This is a genomic window from uncultured Thioclava sp., assembly GCF_913064665.1.
Taxonomy (GTDB): Bacteria; Pseudomonadota; Alphaproteobacteria; order Rhodobacterales; family Rhodobacteraceae; genus Thioclava; species Thioclava arctica.
The window spans coordinates 71,771-91,985 of the sequence record NZ_CAJYBT010000007.1 but is presented as its reverse complement, the minus strand read 5'-3'; the positions used below and the strand labels follow the sequence as shown (position 1 = coordinate 91,985).

General features: G+C 62.5%; 20 protein-coding genes. 13 read left to right on the top strand and 7 right to left on the bottom strand.

Annotation, left to right across the window (positions count from 1 at the left end; translation table 11 throughout):
* The first annotated feature begins 62 nt into the window (after window positions 1-62).
* The gene (locus QZ571_RS04600; protein WP_295532386.1) at window positions 63-713 is read left to right on the top strand and encodes a hemolysin III family protein; all 651 of its coding nucleotides are present in this window, start codon (window positions 63-65) and stop codon (window positions 711-713) included.
* Here QZ571_RS04600 and tgt read toward each other — a convergent pair whose 3' ends face one another.
* The 4 genes from tgt to QZ571_RS04580 all read right to left on the bottom strand — a co-directional run bounded on the left by tgt (window position 714) and on the right by QZ571_RS04580 (window position 4,604).
* A complete protein-coding gene (gene tgt / locus QZ571_RS04595) occupies window positions 714-1,841 on the bottom strand; it encodes a tRNA guanosine(34) transglycosylase Tgt (RefSeq protein ID WP_295532384.1) in 1,128 nt (375 codons plus the stop codon).
* Window positions 1,842-1,904: 63 nt separating this feature from the next.
* Window positions 1,905-2,651 carry a sulfite exporter TauE/SafE family protein gene (locus QZ571_RS04590; protein ID WP_295532382.1) on the bottom strand — a complete coding sequence of 249 codons (747 nt, stop codon included), beginning with the start codon at window positions 2,649-2,651 and terminating at the stop codon, window positions 1,905-1,907.
* 32 nt (window positions 2,652-2,683) lie between these two features.
* Complete coding sequence (locus tag QZ571_RS04585; protein WP_295532380.1) at window positions 2,684-3,139, bottom strand: DNA polymerase III subunit chi; 456 nt, start codon at window positions 3,137-3,139, stop codon at window positions 2,684-2,686.
* A 1-nt stretch (window position 3,140) separates the two neighbouring features.
* On the bottom strand, window positions 3,141-4,604 hold the full coding sequence (locus tag QZ571_RS04580; protein ID WP_295532378.1) for a leucyl aminopeptidase: 1,464 nt from the start codon (window positions 4,602-4,604) through the stop codon (window positions 3,141-3,143).
* A 187-nt stretch (window positions 4,605-4,791) separates the two neighbouring features.
* On the opposite strand from QZ571_RS04580, the gene lptF reads away from it, so the two are divergent.
* From lptF to rsmA, 6 genes are all read left to right on the top strand, one after another.
* Window positions 4,792-5,925 (top strand): LPS export ABC transporter permease LptF, encoded by a 1,134-nt coding sequence (gene lptF / locus QZ571_RS04575; protein ID WP_295532448.1) that lies wholly within the window; start codon window positions 4,792-4,794, stop codon window positions 5,923-5,925.
* Window positions 5,922-7,040 (top strand): LPS export ABC transporter permease LptG, encoded by a 1,119-nt coding sequence (gene lptG, locus QZ571_RS04570; RefSeq protein ID WP_295532358.1) that lies wholly within the window; start codon window positions 5,922-5,924, stop codon window positions 7,038-7,040. Before lptF ends, lptG begins: the two co-directional genes overlap by 4 nt.
* On the top strand, window positions 7,040-9,259 hold the full coding sequence (gene lptD, locus QZ571_RS04565; protein WP_295532356.1) for an LPS assembly protein LptD: 2,220 nt from the start codon (window positions 7,040-7,042) through the stop codon (window positions 9,257-9,259). Before lptG ends, lptD begins: the two co-directional genes overlap by 1 nt.
* Window positions 9,260-9,310: 51 nt before the next feature.
* A complete protein-coding gene (locus tag QZ571_RS04560) occupies window positions 9,311-10,543 on the top strand; it encodes a peptidylprolyl isomerase (protein ID WP_295532354.1) in 1,233 nt (410 codons plus the stop codon).
* Entirely contained in the window at window positions 10,540-11,538 is a 999-nt protein-coding gene (pdxA, locus tag QZ571_RS04555; protein ID WP_295532352.1) for a 4-hydroxythreonine-4-phosphate dehydrogenase PdxA, read from the top strand. Before QZ571_RS04560 ends, pdxA begins: the two co-directional genes overlap by 4 nt.
* Window positions 11,539-11,647: 109 nt before the next feature.
* Window positions 11,648-12,493 carry a 16S rRNA (adenine(1518)-N(6)/adenine(1519)-N(6))-dimethyltransferase RsmA gene (gene rsmA / locus QZ571_RS04550; RefSeq protein WP_295532350.1) on the top strand — a complete coding sequence of 282 codons (846 nt, stop codon included), beginning with the start codon at window positions 11,648-11,650 and terminating at the stop codon, window positions 12,491-12,493.
* Between the two features lie 74 nt (window positions 12,494-12,567).
* Here rsmA and QZ571_RS04545 read toward each other — a convergent pair whose 3' ends face one another.
* The 3 genes from QZ571_RS04545 to prfA all read right to left on the bottom strand — a co-directional run bounded on the left by QZ571_RS04545 (window position 12,568) and on the right by prfA (window position 15,542).
* Window positions 12,568-13,332, bottom strand: coding sequence for a DUF4167 domain-containing protein (locus QZ571_RS04545; protein WP_295532348.1), 765 nt, complete (start codon window positions 13,330-13,332; stop codon window positions 12,568-12,570).
* A gap of 300 nt (window positions 13,333-13,632) precedes the next feature.
* Window positions 13,633-14,490, bottom strand: coding sequence for a peptide chain release factor N(5)-glutamine methyltransferase (gene prmC / locus QZ571_RS04540; protein WP_295532346.1), 858 nt, complete (start codon window positions 14,488-14,490; stop codon window positions 13,633-13,635).
* Complete coding sequence (prfA, locus tag QZ571_RS04535) at window positions 14,487-15,542, bottom strand: peptide chain release factor 1 (RefSeq protein WP_295532344.1); 1,056 nt, start codon at window positions 15,540-15,542, stop codon at window positions 14,487-14,489. Before prfA ends, prmC begins: the two co-directional genes overlap by 4 nt.
* Window positions 15,543-15,851: 309 nt before the next feature.
* On the opposite strand from prfA, the gene QZ571_RS04530 reads away from it, so the two are divergent.
* From QZ571_RS04530 to tpiA, 6 genes are all read left to right on the top strand, one after another.
* Window positions 15,852-16,217 (top strand): SUF system Fe-S cluster assembly protein, encoded by a 366-nt coding sequence (locus QZ571_RS04530; RefSeq protein WP_295532342.1) that lies wholly within the window; start codon window positions 15,852-15,854, stop codon window positions 16,215-16,217.
* A 152-nt stretch (window positions 16,218-16,369) separates the two neighbouring features.
* Window positions 16,370-17,440 (top strand): alkene reductase, encoded by a 1,071-nt coding sequence (locus tag QZ571_RS04525; protein ID WP_295532340.1) that lies wholly within the window; start codon window positions 16,370-16,372, stop codon window positions 17,438-17,440.
* Between the two features lie 114 nt (window positions 17,441-17,554).
* Complete coding sequence (locus tag QZ571_RS04520; RefSeq protein ID WP_295532338.1) at window positions 17,555-18,160, top strand: MarR family transcriptional regulator; 606 nt, start codon at window positions 17,555-17,557, stop codon at window positions 18,158-18,160.
* Complete coding sequence (locus tag QZ571_RS04515) at window positions 18,157-18,900, top strand: DUF3307 domain-containing protein (RefSeq protein ID WP_295532336.1); 744 nt, start codon at window positions 18,157-18,159, stop codon at window positions 18,898-18,900. Before QZ571_RS04520 ends, QZ571_RS04515 begins: the two co-directional genes overlap by 4 nt.
* Window positions 18,901-18,924: 24 nt before the next feature.
* A complete protein-coding gene (locus QZ571_RS04510; RefSeq protein ID WP_295532334.1) occupies window positions 18,925-19,296 on the top strand; it encodes an iron-sulfur cluster assembly accessory protein in 372 nt (123 codons plus the stop codon).
* Between the two features lie 79 nt (window positions 19,297-19,375).
* Window positions 19,376-20,119 carry a triose-phosphate isomerase gene (tpiA, locus tag QZ571_RS04505; RefSeq protein WP_295532332.1) on the top strand — a complete coding sequence of 248 codons (744 nt, stop codon included), beginning with the start codon at window positions 19,376-19,378 and terminating at the stop codon, window positions 20,117-20,119.
* Window positions 20,120-20,215: the final 96 nt, after the last annotated feature.

Genomic DNA, 20,215 nt, shown 5'->3' with positions numbered 1-20,215 from the left:
GTCACACTAGGGAAATGCGGTGATCGTTGTTAAATTGGTGGCTCAGGCGATAAGGAGCCAGCATGACCCGTCACCAACTCGATCACTCTGCACAAGAACATATCGCCGACGGGGTCGTGCATGTTCTGGGCGTCGCTTTTGCCGTGGCCGGGGTCAGCGCGCTGATCGTCTGGGCGTCGCTCAGCATTCCGACAGGGCGCATCTGGCCTTTGACGGTCTACAGCCTTGGTCTGATCGCTTCCTTCTCGCTCTCGGCTGCGTATAATCTGACGCTACACGCGCCGACTCGTCGGATCTTGCGCCGACTGGATCACGCCGCGATTTATCTATTGATTGCCGCGACTTACACACCGATGGCGTTGATCGGAATGGGTGGAATTTCGGGCTGGATGCTGACCGGGGCAGTTTGGCTTTTGGCCACGATTGGCATGGTGATGAAGCTGGGCTTCTTTCACCGCTCCGAGCGCTCGGGTTTTATCCTGTATCTCGCGATGGGCTGGCTGGGTGTGCTGGCGGCTTGGCCCCTGTTCAGCGCGCTATCGGTGACCGCGCTGGTGCTGGTGGTGATCGGCGGGCTGACCTACACGCTGGGCACGATATTTTATCAAATCGACCGCATCCCGTTTTCGCGCGCGATCTGGCACAGCCATGTGCTGGCCGCCGCGGCCACCCATTACGCGGCAGTGATCGTAATCACCAGCGGCGCGGTCTGATCACAGCGGATCGATATCGCCTGCCGCGCGCTGAGCGTGGAAATCCGTCACAAACGCGGACAGTGTCCCTGCCGCAATCGCGTCTCGCAAACCCTGCATAAGCTCTTGATAGTAATGCAGGTTGTGCCAGGTCAGCAGCATGCCCGAAATCATCTCTTGCGAGCGAAACACATGGTGCAGATAGGCGCGTGAATAATTGGAACAGGCCGGACAGGTGCACGCCTCATCCAAGGGGCGCGGGTCATCGGCGTGACGGGCATTCTTGATATTTACCTGCCCATGACGCGTCCAAGCCTGGCCGGTGCGCCCCGAGCGTGAGGGCAGCACACAATCCATCATATCGATGCCGCGCTCCACCGCCCCCACGATGTCATCGGGCTTGCCCACGCCCATCAGATAGCGCGGTTTATCGGCGGGCAGCATGGCGGGCGCGTAATCGAGCACGCCAAACATCGCCTCTTGTCCCTCACCCACGGCCAGACCGCCGACCGCATAGCCTTCAAAGCCAATTTCCGTGAGTTTCTGGGCACTTTCAGCGCGAAGTTCACGTGTCACGCCACCTTGCTGAATGCCAAATAGCGCATATCCGGGCCGATCGCCAAACGCCTCACGGCTGCGCAGCGCCCACCGCATCGACAGCCGCATCGACTTGGCGACCTCGTCGTCGGTGGCAGGCAGAGCGGGGCATTCATCAAACGCCATCACGATATCCGAGCCCAGCAATTTCTGGATTTCCATGCTGCGCTCGGGCGTCAGCATATGTTTCGAGCCATCGATATGCGAGGCGAACCGTACCCCCTCCTCGGTCAGCTTGCGCAAGGACGCGAGGCTCATCACCTGAAAGCCGCCCGAATCCGTCAGGATCGGCTTGTTCCAGTTCATAAATTTATGCAGCCCGCCGAGGCGCGCGATCCGTTCAGCGGTGGGGCGCAGCATCAGGTGGTAGGTGTTACCCAGCAGAATGTCGGCCCCCGTTGCGGCCACCGATTCCGGCATCATCGCCTTGACCGTCGCCGCCGTGCCCACGGGCATAAAGGCGGGCGTGCGAATCTCGCCACGCGGCGTGGAAATCACGCCGGTGCGCGCAGCCCCGTCGGTGGCGTTAAGGGTGAAGCTGAATTTCGACATCTGGGCGCTCCTGCGGATCAGGGCGCGGGTGTAACGCGGATGGCGGCGGATGGGAAGACGGGCTCAGGCCAACAAGCGCCAGAAGAAAACCGCGCTCATCGTGAAACCCACCAGCGCAATCAGCGCGCGCACGACCGACCGGGGCAGCTTGCGCGCAATCGGCGCACCGGCATAGCCCCCCACCGTCGAGGCCAGCATCATCGCGACCGCGTAATGCCATTGCACCAAACCGCCCGCCGCAAACACGGCCACCGAAATCGCTGACAGCGCAAAGGAGAGCCCATTTTTTAGCCCATTCATCTCGTGCAGATCGACCATCCCCCACAGCGCGAACAGCGCCAGCAGAACGATCCCCAGCCCGCCATTGAAATAGCCGCCATAGATGCTAACCAGCAGCAGCCCGACCGAGCCAAACGGCGTCACCGCCCGGCTATTGCGCGCCGCCCAGCCCCGAATCTGATCGCCAAACAGAAAGGCCAGCGTGGCGGCCAGCAGCAGGAAGGGCACGACCAGCGAAAACGCTTTGTTGGACGAGACCAGCAACAAGAGCGAGCCGATCAACCCGCCCGCGAATGTCACCGCCAGCAGCTTGAGCATCCGCGTCTTGTCAAAGCGCGCCAGCTCGGCGCGAAAGCCAAGGGCACCGCCAAGATAGCCGGGAAACACCGCGACGGCGCTTGTCGCATTCGCCATCACCGGCGGCAGGCCGATAAAAACCAGCGCGGGGAAGGTCAGAAACGTGCCGCCCCCGGCAATCGTGTTAAGAACGCCCGCGCAAAAGGCCGCGATCACGATCAGCAAAATATCCATGTCTTCCCCCCGCGCCCGGTTCGCGCGCCTGCTCAGCTTTCGGCCTTCTTCTCCCAGCGCCCCGACTCTTCGCTCCAATATGCGGCCTTTGCGCCCGCCCCAGTCAAGGCGCGCCATTGCCCGCGCGCCACGTTCAGCGCCTGCGTGTCATTGCCGTCAAACAGGATCCAAACGCGTTTATGGGTCTCGGTCTCGGTGGCGCTGATCTCGGCCCCATCCAGCGCCATCAGCGCATCGCGCGCATCTCCCGCAGGCGCGGTGGTCAGCAAAAGCGGCTGCAACCCGTCATGCGGCCCGCCCGCCAGACCATGGGGCAAAAAGCTGGCTTCTCCCATCTGCCAAAGCCGCAGATCAAGCTGGTCGAGCCGCGCAAGGTCACGCCCGCGCAGCTCGATCTTCCAGCCCTGTTCAATCGCGCGGGTGGCGAGATTGCTCACCACCTGCTCAGGCGCCGAATGCGTCAGATGATAGAAATTGACCTGCCCCATCCTAGCCTTCGAATTTGTCGCGGATCAGCCGATCCAGCGTCATCACGCCCCAACCGGTCGCGCCTTTGGGGGCCAGATCGGTCGCTGCCGGGGGCAGCGCCACGCCCGCGATGTCGATATGGCACCACGGCACCTCATCCTTGACAAACCGCTTGAGGAACGCCGCCGCCGTGATCGAGCCCGCAGGCCGCCCGCCGGTGTTTTTCACATCGGCCAGACGCGATTTGATCAGCTTGTCATAGGCGGGTTGCAGCGGCAGGTGCCAAGCACCTTCGCCCTCGGCATTTGCTGCTTTAAGAATGTCGCCTACGAACTTGTCATCATTGGCAAAAAGACCTGCGTTCTCGTGGCCCAATGCGACAATCACAGCGCCGGTCAGCGTGGCGAGATTGACCATTGCGCAGGGCTTGAAACGCTCTTGCGCATACCACAGCACATCGGCCAGAACGAGACGGCCTTCGGCATCGGTATTGATCACTTCAATCGTGTCGCCCTTCATGGATTTCACGACGTCACCGGGGCGTTGGGCTTTGCCATCGGGCATGTTTTCGACCAACCCGACGAGGCCCACGACATTGGCCTTGGCCTTGCGCAGCGCCAGCGTGCGCATCACGCCCGACACAACGCCCGCGCCGCCCATATCCATCGTCATCTCTTCCATGCCCGCGCCGGGCTTGAGGCTGATGCCGCCCGTATCAAACACCACGCCCTTGCCCACCAGCGCGAAAGGGGCCTCATCACCGCCGCCATTCCATTGCATCACAACGACTTTCGAGGGGCTTTCCGAACCTTGACCGACACCCAGAAGCGCGCCCATGCCCAGCTCTTTCAGCTGTTCTTCCTCAAGGATCTCGACCTGCAGGCCCAGCTCGTGCATCGCGGCGAGGCGCGCGGCGAAGTCGTCAGTCGTCAGGATATTGGCGGGTTCATTGACCAGATCGCGGGTGAAGAACACGCCCTCGGCCAAGGCGGCATGGGGCGCGGCCTGTGCGGCGAGTTCCTCGGGGTTTGTCGACATGACGGTGACAGGGCCGAAAGCGCTATTTCCCGAGGTGTGATAGTTGAACTGATAGGCGCGCAGCGCCAGGCCAAAGGCGACATCGGCGGCCCGGTTCACACCCTCGGCCAGCACAATCGCGCCACGCTCGCCCAGCTTGGCCCCCACGGCCCCGCCCGCTTTGCGCGCCTGCGCCTGATCGGCGCGCCGCTCGAGACGCAGGATTTGCACCGCCTCGGCTGCCAGCCCCACCGGATAGCCCAAATCCATCGACTCGCCCGCCCCCAGCTTGGCGAAGCTGTCAGATTCCACCGCACGGCGCAGCGCGCCCTTCATTGCGCGATCCAGCTTGCGCCCGGTCGGGCCCAGCTTGCCTTCTTCGCCCACGCAAAGCGCGATCCGCCCCGCAAAGGCACTGAGCGCATCAAGGTCGATCTCTTTGAAAGCAATGGCAACGGGTTGGGTCATAAAGGTCTCCGAATTTCGCCCGCGCGCGACGCCTAGGCGCACCATGCTACAGGCGGGGGGGTGGCAATGTGATCTTGCGCGACCCTAGACCGACGCCCGGAAAATGAAAAGCGCCCCAACTGGCACCTTTCTTTGACCCGCGCGACAGGCTAGAGAGAGCAAAACCTCCCGGAGGATGGTAGGGCATTTGACGCAACTGGACCGATATCTGTTGTCCAAATTGATGGCGCTGTTCGGGTTCTTTGCACTCGTTCTGGTCTCTGTTTATTGGGTCAACCGGGCTGTGCTGATGTTTGACAGCCTGATTTCGGATGGGCAAACGGCGGTGGTGGTGCTGGAATTCACCGCGCTGACGCTGCCTTACGTGATCCGGATCGTGTTGCCGGTCGCGGCCTTTGCGGCCACGATCTATGCGGTCAATCGGCTGGATCAGGATAGCGAATTGGTGGTGATGCGCGCCACCGGGGCATCCAATTGGCGCCTTGCACGCCCGGTTGTGGTGTTTGGGCTGATTGCCTCGATCATGATGGCGATCTTGATCAACGTGCTGGTGCCCGCCGCAAAGCAGCGCCTTACCGAGCGCCGTCAGGAAGTCGCGCAAAACGTCACCGCTCAATTTCTGCGCGAGGGCAGTTTTCAGCACCCCGTCAAAGGCGTGACAATCTACATTCGCAAGATTTCGGAACTGGGAGAGTTGGAAGACCTGTTTCTGGCAGATCGACGCGATCCAGCCCGAGCGACAATCTACAGCGCCGACAAGGCGCTGATCGTGCGCTCTGACAGCGGGCCGAAACTTGTGATGCTGAACGGTATGGCACAAACGCTCCAGCAGCCCGGCGATCGTTTGGCAATCACCCGATTTGCGAATTTCACCTACGATATCGGGACTTTGTTCAACGTGAGCAGTAATAGCAAACGGTCGCTGGATGAGATCGGGACACTGACGCTGCTGCGAGGGGGCGCGCAACTCGCCGCGCAGAGTGACGCCAGCCCGCAGCAGATTCGTCTTGAGTTGAACCGCCGCATCAGCCAGCCGCTATTGGCCCCCATCGCCGCGCTGATCGGCTTTGCCGCGCTGATGATCGGGACGTTTTCGCGCTTTGGCATGTGGCGCCAGATCACGCTCGCGATCTTTGGCCTGATCGTGGTGCAAGCGCTGCAAAACGGCGTCGAAAGCGCGTCATCCTCTGATCCCGGGCTTTGGCCACTGTTATATCTGCCCGCATTGGGGGGCGGACTGATCGCGGTTGCGATGTTGTGGTGGTCCGGCAGGCCTTGGCGGATCCGCGCGACTGCTACTCTGCAAGAGGGTGGCTCATGACCCTAGCGCTGTATCTGGCAAGGCGGTTTTCGCGCGCGTTTCTCATTGTAGGGGCTAGTTTCTGGGGCATATTGTTCCTGATCGATATCGTCGAACAGGTGCGTCGTTTTTCTGACGCGCAGATGGGACTTGGACGTTTGGCGCTGATTTCGGCGCTCCATACCCCGGCCACGATGTATAATATTCTGCCCCTGATCGTGATGCTTTCAGCGGTCGCATTGTTCATCGGCTTGGCGCGCTCATCGGAACTGGTGGTGATCCGGGCGTCGGGGCGTTCGGCGTTGCGGATGTTGGCCGCGCCGCTGATTGTCGCAATGCTGCTTGGGGTCGCCGCCCTGTTCATCGGCAATCCTTTGGTCAGCGCGACAACGAAGCGCTATGAATCAATGGTGGAGCATTATCAGGCCAAAGAGGGCGAGGCCGTCTCGATCGGGCGTGAAGGCGTCTGGATGCGTCAAAGCGCAGGGCTCAGCAACGATGGCAAGGCGCTTGCGCAGGCGGTGATTCACGCCACGCGTGCCAATGCGAATGCAACGACGCTGTTCAATGTCACCTTTCTGATCTTTGAAGCCCCGCGCGGCCCGGTCCGGCGGATCGACGCCGCCAAGGCCGTGCTGGAACCCGGACATTGGCTGCTGGAAGACGTCAAAGATTGGCCACTGGGCAGTTCGACCAACCCCGAACGCGATGCCACGCGCCAAGCCAGCCTGACCCTGCCCTCGGACCTGACGGTGGAACGCATTCGCGACAGTTTCGGCAAACCCTCGGCTGTGCCGATCTGGCAGTTGCCCAGCTTTATCGCCGCCCTTGAAAACGCCGGATTCTCGGCGCGCCGTCATCAGGTCTGGTTCCAGATGGAACTGGCGCTGCCGCTGATGTTGGTGGGAATGGTACTGATTGCGGCCAGCTTTACGATGGACCATATTCGCTTTGGCGGGACGGGTGCCAAGGTGCTGATGGCGCTGGCGGCCGGGTTGGGGTTGTTTTTCTTGCGCAATATTGCGCAGGTTCTGGGAGATAATGGGCAGATTCCCGTCACCCTCGCGGCGTGGGCGCCCCCGGTGATCGGACTGATGTTACCTTTAGCGCTGGTGTTGCACCGGGAGGATGGATGATGGGGTCGCGCGATCTGAAAGCGGCGCTGGGGGCGGTGGTGCTGGGCGCGCTGACGCTTGCCAGCCCGGTAGCGGCCCAAACCGCCAGCCCAGAGGCCGCGCTCAGCCCAGCCGATGCAACAGCGATTCCCGCTTCCGATGAGTTGGCCACGCTGCTCGCCGATCGGGTGCAGATCGAGGGTAAAAACCGTCTCATCGCACAGGGCCATGTCGAGATGTATTACCGCTCGAACCGGCTAACGGCGTCGAGCGTGATCTATGATCAAGCGCAGGACAAGCTGTTCATCGAAGGCCCGATCCGTCTGGAGCAACCGGGCCAGACGGGCAGCGTGATCCTCGCCTCTCAGGCCGAACTGTCGCCCGATTTGCGCAACGGCATCTTGCTGAGTGCGCGCATGGTGATGGCGCGTGAATTGCAGCTTGCCGCCGCCTCGATCGAACGCAAGAACGGGCGCTACACCGTGCTCAACCGGGTCGTGACCTCGTCCTGCCGGGTGTGCGTCGCCGATCCCACCCCGCTTTGGGAAATTCGCGCCCGCAAGGTTGTGCATGATTCACAAACCCGTCAAATCGTCTTTTACGACGCGCAGTTTCGTGCAGGCGGCGTGCCTATCGCCTATCTGCCGCGCCTGCGTATGCCCGCCCCGGGCGTCAAACGGATGTCTGGTTTTTTGCGCCCGTCGTTTCGCACCACCTCAAGTTTGGGCGCAGGGATCAAGGTGCCGTATTTCTTTGCGCTTGGTCCCTCGCGCGATCTGACGGTAACCCCTTATGTCTCGGCGGCGCGCACGGAAACGCTGGGGTTGCGCTATCGCGAAGCCTATAATTGGGGCACACTGGAACTGAACGGCGCGGTGTCTAAGGATGACATCATCCCGGGCGCGACGCGGGGCTATCTGTTTGGTGATCTAAGCGCTCGCCTGCCAGATGATTTCAAACTCGGCGCTCAGCTGCGCTTGGTGTCAGATGATAGTTATCTGCTCAATTATGGCGTCACCAGCGATGACCGGCTGTGGTCGGGCGTGACATTGGAACGGGTGCGCGCGGGTGAGATGATCACCGCGCGGTTTGGCAACACTCGTTCGATTCGCGATGGGGAAAGCAACTCGACCGAGCCGATGCTGTCAGGCACCGCGCAATGGGTGCGCAGCTTTAGCCCGCAGGCTTTGGGCGGGCTGGCAACGGTGCGCTTTTCCACACTGGCCGCGCGGCGCGCCTCAACGTCCAGCATTGATGGCACCGACGCCGATCTTGTGCCAGATGGCCGCGACATGCTGCGCGGCTCGGTCTCGGCCAATTGGCAGCGCAACTGGCTGCTTGGCGGCGGGCTTCTTGGTAAGATTGAGGCACAATATAGCGGCGATCTTATCGAGACCCAGTCCGATCCCGCCTATCCCAAGATGATTTTGCGCGGCCAGCCAACTTTGGCCACCGAACTGCGCTGGCCTTGGGTGAAATCGAGCACCCGCGCGGCATATGTCATTGAACCGATTGCGCAAATCGCCTGGGCCCCGAACACGCTCAAAGCCTCGCCCAATGAAGACAGCCTGTTGCCGGAATTTGACGAGGGCAATCTTTTCTCGCTCACCCGCTACCCTGGAGAGGACGCCCGCGAAACCGGATTGCGCGCCAATCTTGGTGTCAGCTGGACGCGCTATGACGCCTCGGGCTGGTCGCTGGGCGTCACGGCCGGGCGCATTTTCCGCCAGCAGGATCTGGGCGCATTCGCAGGAATCTCGTCGCTGGCGGGGATCCGGTCCGATTGGCTGGTTTCCACCCAACTGAGCACGGCAAATGGGCTGATCTTTTCAAACCGGATGCTCTTTAACGATAATTTTTCGGTGTCGCGCGATGAGCTGCACGTGGCGTGGTCGCGAGAGCGCTATCACGTCACGGCGGGCTATCTTTGGCTGGATGCAAATTCTGACACCACGCTCACCACCGACCTGTCCGAGCTGACATTGGATACTGGCTATGACTGGGGCAACGGCTGGTCGGGCACCTTTGCGACCCGCTATGATCTGACCGCCAAGCAAGCGGCACGCGCGAATCTGGGGCTTCAGTATGTCAACGAATGTGTTTTGGTTGATCTTTCCCTCTCGCGCCGCTTCACTTCCTCTACTAGTGTAACCCCCGAGACGGATTTCGGCCTGTCGGTGCAACTTGTGGGCTTTGGCTCGACGCAAGGCAGCGCAGTGCGCCGCATGTGCGCGCGCTAGATCGCAGACCGAAGGCCGAATACGACGCGAATAAACGGATACAGGCACGCCATGACGATGATGACCCGACTGCTCCCCCTTCTGACCCTCGCGGTGACTCTGGTGTTTGGCGCTCTGCCCGGCTTGGCACAATCGAGCGGCAGTTTTTCCCCTGTGATCACCGTGAACGGCTCTGGCATTACCGCGTATGAAATCAATCAGCGCCTGCGCTTCATGCAGTTGCTGAACGCCGCAGGCACTACACCCAAAGACGCCGAAGAGGCTTTGATCCAAGACCGGCTGCGGATTTCGGCGTCCCATCAGGTCGGGCTGAAGCTGGATGAGGCAGGGCTTGAAAAGGGCATGGCCGAATTCGCCGGGCGCGCCAATCTGACCAACGAAAAATTCCTTGAGGCCCTAAAGCAAAACGGCGTCGATCCCGCGACCTTCCGCGATTTCGTGCGCGCAGGCATGCTGTGGCGCGAACTGGTGCGAGCGCGCTTCGGCGCCAAGGTATTCATCAACGACGCCGCCATCGACCGCGCGATGATGCAGGAATCGCAAGTGGGAAAAGGCGTAAAAGTCCTGATTTCCGAGGCGATCATTCCGGCACCGCCCGGCAATGAGCGCAACGCGATGGGACAAGCCCGGCAGTTGTCAGCAACGAAAGGCGAGGCCGCGTTTGCAGCCCTTGCCCGGAAATACTCAGCCACCGCCTCGCGCAATCGTGGCGGGCGGCTTGACTGGATGCCGATCGAAAACCTGCCCGTGCAGCTGCGCGCAGCAGTCCTTGCGCTCAAGCCGGGCACCGCGACAGCGCCGATCACGCTGAAGGGCGCTGTGGCCGTATTCATGCTGCGCGCCATCGGCGATGGCAGCGCGCCCAGCGGGCCACAATCGCTCAGCTACATGACCTTCAATCTTGGTGCAACGGGCAGCGAACAGGCGGCGAAACTCGCCGGTCGGGTCGCGACCGATGCGCGCCGCTGCAACGAGCTTTACACCATCGCCAAAGGCCTTCCTGCCAGCGCGCTGACCGCTCATGACGGGGTAACACAAGCACAGGTGCCCACCGATATCGGCCTGACACTGGCCCATCTGGATATTGGCGAAACCGAGGTGCTCTCGCGCGGCGGTTCGGACACATTGGTGATGCTGTGCAATCGCGAAAGCGTGCCCGGCAAGGACGAGGTCGCCCCGACGCGCGATCAGGTGCGCGCGCAGTTGGAAAACAACGCGCTCGCCTCCTATGCCGAGGGCTATCTGGCCGATCTTGAGGCCGATGCGGTGATCGTGCGCAAATGAGTGCGCCCGCCCTTGACCGCCCGGTGATCCTGAGCTGCGGAGACCCCTCGGGCATCGGCCCCGAACTGGCCGCCCGCGCTTGGGAGCATTTCGGTGCCCGTCTGCCCTTCGTATGGATCGGCGACCCTGCGCATCTGCCGCGCGGCACCAAAATCCGCGAGATCAGCCAGCCAAGCGAGGCGATCACCCATGCCAGCGCTGGCCTGCCGGTGCTGCCCCACCCGTTTCCCGCCGCCGCCGAGCCCGGCAAACCCGACCCGGCCAATGCGCGCGCGGTGATCGATGTGATCGCACGCGGCGTCGATTTGGTGATGCGTGGGCAAGGCTCGGCGCTGACCACCGCCCCGATTCACAAAAAGGCGCTGCATGACGGCGCGGGATTCGCATTTCCCGGCCATACCGAATTCCTCGCTCATCTGGCCGGGGTCGACCGTGTGGTGATGATGCTGGCCTCCTCCAATGCCAACCCGCCGCTGCGTGTGGTGCCTGCAACCATCCACATTGCGCTGGCCGATGTGCCAACAGCCTTTACCCCGCACCTGCTGCGCGAAACGGTGCGCATCACCGCCGAAGGGCTGCGCCGCGATTTCGGGTTTGAATCACCGCGCATCGCCGTGGCGGGGCTTAATCCGCATGCCGGTGAAGGCGGTGCGATGGGGCACGAAGAGCTCGACTGGATGATTGACGAAATCGCCAGCCTGCGCGCAGAGGGCTACGCGCTCTCGGGCCCGCTGCCCGCCGATACGCTGTTTCACGCCCGCGCGCGCCAAACCTATGACGCCGCGATCTGCGCCTATCACGATCAGGCCCTGATCCCGATCAAGACGCTCGATTTCGACGGCGGGGTGAATATTACACTGGGCCTGCCCTTCGTGCGCACCTCGCCCGATCACGGCACCGCCTATGATATCGCAGGGCTCGGGCGCGCCAATCCCGCCTCGCTGATTGCCGCACTGGAAATGGCCGCGCGGATGGGCGCGGCGCGACGGGATTAGGTCGATGCTCTTTCATCTAGCAATAAATACTCCCGCCGGAGGCACCTGCCGCCGGGGTCGCACGCTCCGCGGGGAGTATTTCAGGCTAGATGAAATGAGGAGCGTTTAAATGGCCGCGCTTGACGGATTGCCGACGCTGCGCGAGGTGTTGCGCACGCATGACCTGGTGGCCAAGAAAAGCCTGGGGCAGAATTTCCTTCTTGATCTCAATCTGACGGCGAAAATTGCGCGCGCGGCGGGCGATTTGAGCAGCGCGGATGTGCTGGAGATCGGCCCCGGCCCCGGTGGGTTGACGCGCGGGCTTTTGGCGGAAGGCGCGCGCCGGGTTCTGGCGATCGAGAAAGACTCGCGCTGCCTTCCCGCGCTGGCAGAGATCGCAGCCGCCTATCCCGGGCGACTTGAGGTGATTCACGGCGACGCGCTGGCGATCGACCCGCTGGCGCATCTGACGCCACCGATCAAGGTTGCGGCCAACCTGCCCTATAATGTGGGCACCGAATTGTTGGTACGTTGGCTGACCCCTCCCAGTTGGCCGCCGTTCTGGGAAAGCCTGACCTTGATGTTTCAGCGCGAGGTGGCCGAGCGGATCGTGGCCCAGCCCGGTGACAAGCATTACGGACGGCTCGCGATTTTGGCGCAATGGCGCACGCAAGCGCGCATCGTGATGGGCCTGCCGCCCGAGGCCTTCACCCCCGCCCCCAAAGTTCATTCCGCCGTGGTGCATCTGCGCGCCCTGCCCGAGCCGCTGTTTCCCGCCGATCCCGCGACCCTCAGCCGGGTCGTGGCTGCCGGGTTCAATCAGCGGCGCAAGATGCTGCGCGCCTCGCTGAAATCGGTGGCCCCCGATATCGAGGCCAAGCTGGAAGAGGCCGGGATCAAGCCGACCGAGCGCGCCGAGCAGGTCACGATCGAGCAATTTTGCCGCTTGGCCCGGATCGTGAAAGCCGCCAGCTGAGCCATCAACGAGGTTGCGCAATGCAAAAGACCCGCGCCAAGGCACGGGTCTTTTTGGTAGGTTTGGCGCAGAGATTACTCTGAGGAGGTTTCGGGCGCGGCCTCGACCGGCGCGGATTTGGGCTGGCGCGGCTTGCGCGGAGCGCGCGGGCGCTTGGGCTTTTCCGCCTTTTCCGTCACTGGTGCGGTCTCGCTATGCGCGCGGCTTTCGGGTGTGTCGACCAAAGCCGAAGACGCGTCTTCGTCAGGGGCGGGCATGGGCGGCATCATCGCGCTGCCCTCATCGGCCACTGCGCGTTGGCGCCGCCGCGGAGCGTCAGAGCGAGCTGTGTCCGCACGCGGCTGCTCGGTGCGGCCCGATTCCGTCTGAGTAGGCTCTGCCCGGCCAGAATCAGAGCGCGCGGAGTCAGATGCGTTGGGCGTTTGATCGCCATTCGAACTCGCGTTTTGACCGCTATTCTGGTCGTTATTCTGGCCATTACTTTGGCCGTTATCCGATCCGCCAGACTGGCCAGTGTTCTGACCATTATTCTGGCCATCACCGCCTTGGCTTTGTTGACGCTGCTGGTTGCGGGCCTCTTGCTCGCGCGCTTGTTCGCGCTGCGCCTCGCCCAGCATGCGTGTGTAATGCTCGGCATGTTGCAGAAAGTTCTGCTCGGCCACGCGGTCATTGGACAGTTGGGCATCGCGCGCCAGCGTCAGATATTTGTCGATGATCTGCTGGGGGGTGCCGCGCACCTTGCCTTCGGGGCCGGAGCTGTCGAAGACCCGGTTGACGACATTGCCCATCGAGCGTTGACGGTTCGACTTGTTGCGCGAACGGGATTTGGAAGATCTCATGGTTTTCTTTTGGCTTGTGGCACCTCAAGGGCGCATTTTCGGGGTCAGGCCCCGAAACGGGGCGCGTGCCGCGCGGGATGGCCGGATCAGGCACAGGCCAGAAAATGCCTGCTATTGATCCGCGACCCGCAGTGTGAAGCTGAGCCGTGCGAGGGGAGATACTCTCCAATCTGCACAAGGTTGCAGTAAACATGGGCCGCGCGCGGTTTCAAGCCTCTAATTGCGCAGATACGGCTATTTATCGGGAATTTGGTGTAATTTATCCATAGATCGGCGGAATTTGGCAAGAAAATCTGGCGCTCAGGCGCAGCCACAGCTGTCCGTATCGCCCGGTTGCAGCGCTGTAACCACGCGATCGCGCCCGTCAAAATCCTGACGTATCGCGATATCGTGAAAGCCTTGCGCGGCCAGAAGCGCGCGGACTGCGGCCCCTTGCGTTGGCCCGATTTCCAGCAAGATCCGCCCGCCCGCCATCAGCCGCGCCCCGGCCCCGCGCGCAATCGCACGGTAAGCGTCCAACCCGTCACCGCCCGGCGTCAACGCGCCCAGAGGCTCCCAGTCGCGCACATCGGCGCTTAGCCCCGCCATTTCGTCCTGCGCGATATAGGGCGGGTTCGACACGATCAGATCAAAGCGCCCCGGCACGGCAGAAAACCAGTCCGATTCAATCAGCGTGGCGCGAGGTGCGACGCCCAGCGTCTGCGCGTTCTCGCGTGCGATCTCAAGCGCGGCTGGCGAGATATCCGTACCGGTTCCACGCGCGAAGGGCATGGATTTGAGCAGCGAAATCAGGATGCAACCGGTGCCCGTGCCCAGATCCAGCAGGCTGACAAAGGGCTGTTCAAGCGCTGTGGCTACCAGCGTTTCGGTTTCCGGGCGCGGGTCGAGCGTATCGCGGGTGACACGAAATTCTTGCCCCCAGAACATCCGTTTGCCAGTGATCTGGGCGACTGGCTGATGCGCTGCGCGCGCTGCAATCGCGGCGTCCAGACGCATCTGCGCGCCCTCGGGTAGCGGGTCTTGCAACGCCAAGGTCAGCCGATCGGGCGCGACCCCCAAAGCATGGGCAAGCAAGCGGCGCGCATCGCCCGCAGCGCCCTCGATCCCGGCCTGCGTCAACTGGCGGGTGGCACCAACCAGCGCCTCTTGCGCCTTCACCCCTCCATCTCCGCCAGTTTGGCTGCCTGATCATCGGCGATCAGCGCCGAGATCACCTCGTCCAGCTCGCCCTCCATCATTTGCGCCAGCGCGTAGAGCGTGAGATTGATGCGGTGATCGCTCAGCCGTCCTTGGGGGAAATTATAGGTGCGGATGCGTTCCGAGCGATCCCCCGAGCCGACCTGCGATTTGCGGCTTTCGGCGCGCTCAGAGGCGGCGCGCTCACGCTCGACCTCAAACAGACGCGCGCGCAGAACGGCCATCGCATTGGCGCGGTTCTGGTGCTGGGATTTCTCGGAAGACGTGACCACGATGCCGGTCGGGATATGGGTGATGCGCACCGCCGAATCCGTCGTGTTGACGTGCTGCCCGCCTGCCCCAGAGGCCCGCATCGTGTCGATGCGAATATCGCTGGCGGGGATGTCGATATCGACCTCTTCGGCCTCGGGCAACACGGCCACGGTAGCCGCCGAGGTATGGATACGCCCGCCTGCCTCGGTTTCGGGCACGCGCTGCACCCGGTGTACGCCGGATTCGAACTTGAGCCGCGCGAACACGCCCGCGCCCTCGATGCGCGCGACCGCCTCTTTGACGCCGCCGAGTTCGGTCTGAGTCAGTTCCATCAGCTCAAAGCGCCAGCCATGTTTCTCGGCGTATTTCTGATACATCCGCAGCAGATCACCGGCGAACAACGCCGCCTCTTCGCCCCCTGTTCCGGGGCGAATTTCCAGAATAGCCGGGCGCGCGTCGGCGGCATCTTTGGGCAATAGCGCCAGACGCAAAGCCTGCTCCATCTCGGGGATGCGCGCCTTGAGTTGGGGCAGTTCTTCCTCGGCGAGACCCTTCATTTCGGGATCATCCAGCCAGCCCTCAGCCTCGGCCAGATCGGCGCGCGCGTGTTGCCACGCCTCGATCTGGGCGACGACGGGTTTCAGTTCGGAATATTCGCGGCTGATCTGGGCGATTTTCGCAGAATCAGCGCCACTGGAAAGCTGCGCCTCGAGATATTCGAAGCGTGCAAGGATCTGGACAAGTTTCTCTTCGGGCAACATGCAAGCGGTTTGGCGTGAAGCGCCCCGTTGGTCAAGTGGGCGCGAACGGAGCGCAGAAAACAGGGCCTAGCAAGGTGACGCACGCGCCCTGCCCTTCTAAAGCGGTTTCAGGGAGCGTTTTGCGAGTGAATACGACCATGCGCGCCAGACGGATCGCCGCAAGCCTTGCGCTTGGGGCACCGTTGCTTGCCACACCCGCGCTGGCGCAAGACCTAGGCTCACGCTTGCGTCATGACGCGCTCCCTTTACCCGGGCCATGCAATCCCTATATAAACAGTCGAGATATCCGCGAACCGCGAGAGAGACCCCATGACCGCCACTCCCGAAAACCCGCTTGAGGGCACGCCGCTGATCAAGCCCTCCAGCACCGATCATCCGCTTTATGAGCAGGTGGTGGATGCCTGTCGCACCGTCTATGACCCGGAAATTCCGGTCAATATCTATGACCTCGGCCTGATCTACACGATTGAAATCAGCCCCGAAAACGACGCCAAGCTGATCATGACGCTGACCGCGCCGGGCTGTCCGGTGGCCGGTGAGATGCCGGGCTGGGTGCAGGATGCGGTGGCCTCGGTCGGGGGCTTGCGCGATGTCGATGTCGAGATGACCTTTGATCCGCAATGGGGCATGGACATGATGTCGGACGAGGCGCGCCTCGAACTGGGCTTTATGTAACCATTCGTGATGCGCTTTATTGAAGGGCGGTGCGGGGCGATCCCGCGCCGCCCTTTGCATTTTTGCACACCCCCCTTGCGCGCCCTTGTCGCCCTGCCCGCGCGCCCCATTTCGGGGACAGGAAACCCTCTCCAATCAAGGATAAAGGCGCAATGACCGATATGCTGTTTACCCCCACAACGCTTGGCCAGATCGAGATCGCCAACCGTTTCGTCATGGCTCCGTTGACGCGCAACCGTGCGCCCGATCTGGTGCCTGTCGATCTGACGGTCGAGTATTACCGCCAGCGCGCCACCGCCGGGCTGATCATCTCCGAGGGCACGCAGATTTCGCCGATGGGTCAGGGCTATGCCTGGACGCCTGGCATCTACAATGACGCGCAGGTCGCGGGCTGGCGCAAAGTCACGGATGCGGTACATGGCGCGGGGTCCAAGATCGTCGCGCAGATCTGGCATGTCGGGCGCATTTCCGTGCCCCAACTGCTGGATGGGCGCGATCCGGTGGCCCCCTCGGCGATCTCGGCCGAGTCGAAAACCTTTGACGGCACCGGCTTTGTCGCAACGACCGTTCCCCACGCGCTGACGCAGGACGAGATCGCGGCGACGGTCGCGGATTATCGCAACGCGGCCGAATGCGCCAAGGCAGCAGGCTTTGACGGCGTCGAGATTCACGCCGCCAACGGCTATCTCATCGACCAGTTTCTGCGCGACACCTCAAACACCCGCACCGACAGCTACGGCGGCTCGATCGAGAACCGCACGCGGTTCCTGCGCGAAGTGGTCGAGACGGTCATCAGCGTCTGGGGGCCGGGCCGTGTGGGCATCCGCCTGTCGCCCTATTCGAACGCGAATAACGTCGGCATTTCCAGCGACACCCCCGAGCTGTTCGCCGCCGTGGTCGATTTCCTCAACACGCAAGATCTGGCCTTTGTGCATCTGATCGAGGGGCAAACGGGCGGTGCGCGCGACTGGCCAGAGGGTGCGATCGAGGCGCTGCGCAATCGCATCACCGCCCCCTATATCGCCAATAACGGCTATAGCCACGAGATGGCCGAGGCCGCGCTGGCCGATGGTGCTGCAGCGGTGGCGTTCGGGCGGCTGTTCATCGCCAATCCCGACCTGCCGCAGCGCTTTCAAACGGGCGCGGAGTTGAACCCGCTGGATGGCGAACACCTTTATGGTGGCGGGGCCGAGGGCTACACGGATTATCCCGCGTTGGGCTGATCTCGGGCAGACATGCCGTCACGACGACCAAAATGCAGGCTTTAGGGCCTGCATTTTACTATCCGCAGGCAAAATAGCTTGCATTCAATCAAGTGCAGGCATTATAACCTGCATATGGATCAGATCTGCGTTCTCACCGGCGATCTTGTCGCCTCATCACGCCTCTCAAGCTGCGCGCTGGACGCAGCACTTGAGGCTGTGGCGCAAGCCTGCCGCGATTTGGGCCCTCAAATCGGGGCGACGCGCTTTGCCCGCAACCGCGGCGATGGCTGGCAAATCGCGCTGGACACGCCGCGATTTCAGGCGCGCCTTGCGCTGCTGATCCGGGCGCGATTGCGCGCGGTTGGCCCGGAACTTTCGACCCGGATCGCGATTGCCCAAGGCGCAGGCACCCTCCCCCTCGGCACCGATCTGAACGCCGCGCATGGGCCAGTTTTCACGGCCTCGGGGCAGCTATTGGATGCCCTAGAAGGCCCGCGCATCGCCCATGCCGGGGGCGGCGCGCTGGGGGCGGCGCTGCGGCTGTTCGATCACATCTCACAGGGTTGGACACAGGCACAGGCGCGCGCGATGGTACCGATGCTGCGCCTCGATCCGCCCACCCAAACCGCCGCGAGCGCCGAAATCGGCATTACCCGCCAATCGCTGTCACAAGCCTTGCAAGGCGCGGGCTATGAAGCGATCCTTGATGCGGTAACCCTGATCGAGGACAGCGCATGATCGAGACCTTCACCGCCCTGATCTGCGCCCATGTGCTGGCCGATTTTGCGTTTCAAAGCAATGAAATGGTCGCAGGTAAAGCGCGTCGTCACATGCCCACACTGGCCACCCATCTGGCGATTTTACTGGGCTTAAGTACCTTGCTGCTGCTGCAACTCTCTGGCGCATTACTGGCCGCTCTGATCCTTGTCGGGCTAAGCCACTTCCTGATCGACATCGCCAAAACCTTTGCCCCCAAAAGCCGCGCGCTGATGGCGTTTATTGCCGATCAAGGCGCGCATCTGCTGGCCACCGCCGCGATTGCCGCCTCCTTCCCCGGCCTGTTTGCCGACGCGTTTTGGGCGGATCAAAGTTGGTTGCCCGGCCTGCTGGCGCTGATCGCAGGGGCGATCGTGGCGATCCGTGCGGGCGGCTTTGCCGTGGGGTTACTCATGGCGCGCTTTGACGATAGCGCCCCACCCGAGGGGCTGCCCCAAGGCGGCCGCCTGATCGGCCAGCTCGAACGCGGCGTTATTTTCTTGCTGGTGCTGGCCGGACAGCCTGCCGCTATCGGCTTTTTGATCGCGGCGAAATCGATCCTGCGCTTTGAGGCCGTGTCAAAAAACGGCGCGAACCCGAAAAGCGAATATGTCATTATTGGCACGCTGGCCTCGTTTGGCTGGGCCTTAGCGGGCTCTTATGCGACGCTCGCACTGATGAGCCACCTCGCCCCCCTTGGAATCCTACCCCCAGCGAACTAGATTTGAGTCACAAGGAGAGCCCCCATGTTTAACGTCCCCGGACAAGACCCTGTGACCATGACCGACGCCGCCGTGGCCCAAATCGCCAAGCTGATGGCGCGTGAAGACGCGGCTGGCTTTCGCATCGGCGTCAAAAAGGGCGGCTGCGCGGGCATGGAATACACGATGGAGGTCGCCGCCGAAGCAGGCCCGATGGATATCGTCGTCGAAAATGGCCCCGCGCGTGTACTGATCGCCCCGATGGCGCAGATGTTCATGCTAGGCACCGAGATTGACTATGAAACGGGTTTGCTGGAAAGCGGCTTCAAGTTCCGCAACCCGAATGTCGTCGAGGCCTGCGGCTGCGGTGAATCGATCAAATTCGCCGATATGGACGCAGCAGACGCCAAGGCCTAAGCCTGCGCGTTTTTGCCCTTTGCGCTGCCCTGCGCCCTGCCCTAATCTGCCGGTGTAATCATTCAGGGAGAGAGAGCGCATGCGCACCAAACTGGCCGCTGGCAATTGGAAAATGAACGGGCTTAAGGCGGATCTGGCCGAGGTCGAAACGCTGGTGGCAAACCACCCCGCGCCGCTTTGCGATGTGCTGCTCTGCCCACCCGCAACGCTGATTTCTGCGATGGCGCAGATTGCGGGGGCAAGCCTCGATGTGGGTGCGCAGGATTGCCACATGAAAGGTTCCGGCGCGCATACTGGTGATATTTCCGCCGCGATGATTGCCGATGCCGGGGGAAGCCACGCGATTGTCGGCCATTCCGAGCGCCGCGCCGATCACCACGAAAGCGACGTGCTGGTGCGCGCCAAGGCCGAAGCCGCGATCGAGGGCGGTCTGATCGCTGTCGTCTGCGTCGGCGAAACCGAGGCGCAGCGCGATGCCGGCGAGACGCTGACGATCATTGGCAACCAGCTCAAGGGCTCGCTACCCGATCATGCCACCGCCGCCAATTGCGTCGTGGCCTACGAACCGGTCTGGGCCATCGGCACCGGGCGCACGCCGATGCTGGAACAGATCGCCGAGGTTCATGATTTCATGCGTAACGCTTTGGTCAAACGCTTTGGCGCCGAGGGCGACGGGATGCGGCTGCTTTATGGCGGCTCGGTCAAACCCTCGAATGCGACCGAAATTTTCGCTGTCTCCAATGTCGATGGCGCACTTGTCGGCGGCGCATCCCTGAAAGCCGCTGATTTCGGCGCGATCATCGCCGCGCTGGACGCCGCCTGATCCGGCCCCCGCGCGGTATCCGTTTTCACGCGATACCGCGCGGCATCCGTTTTGCGCGAGACCGCGCGGGACCCGAACTTTGCGCGAGACCGCGCA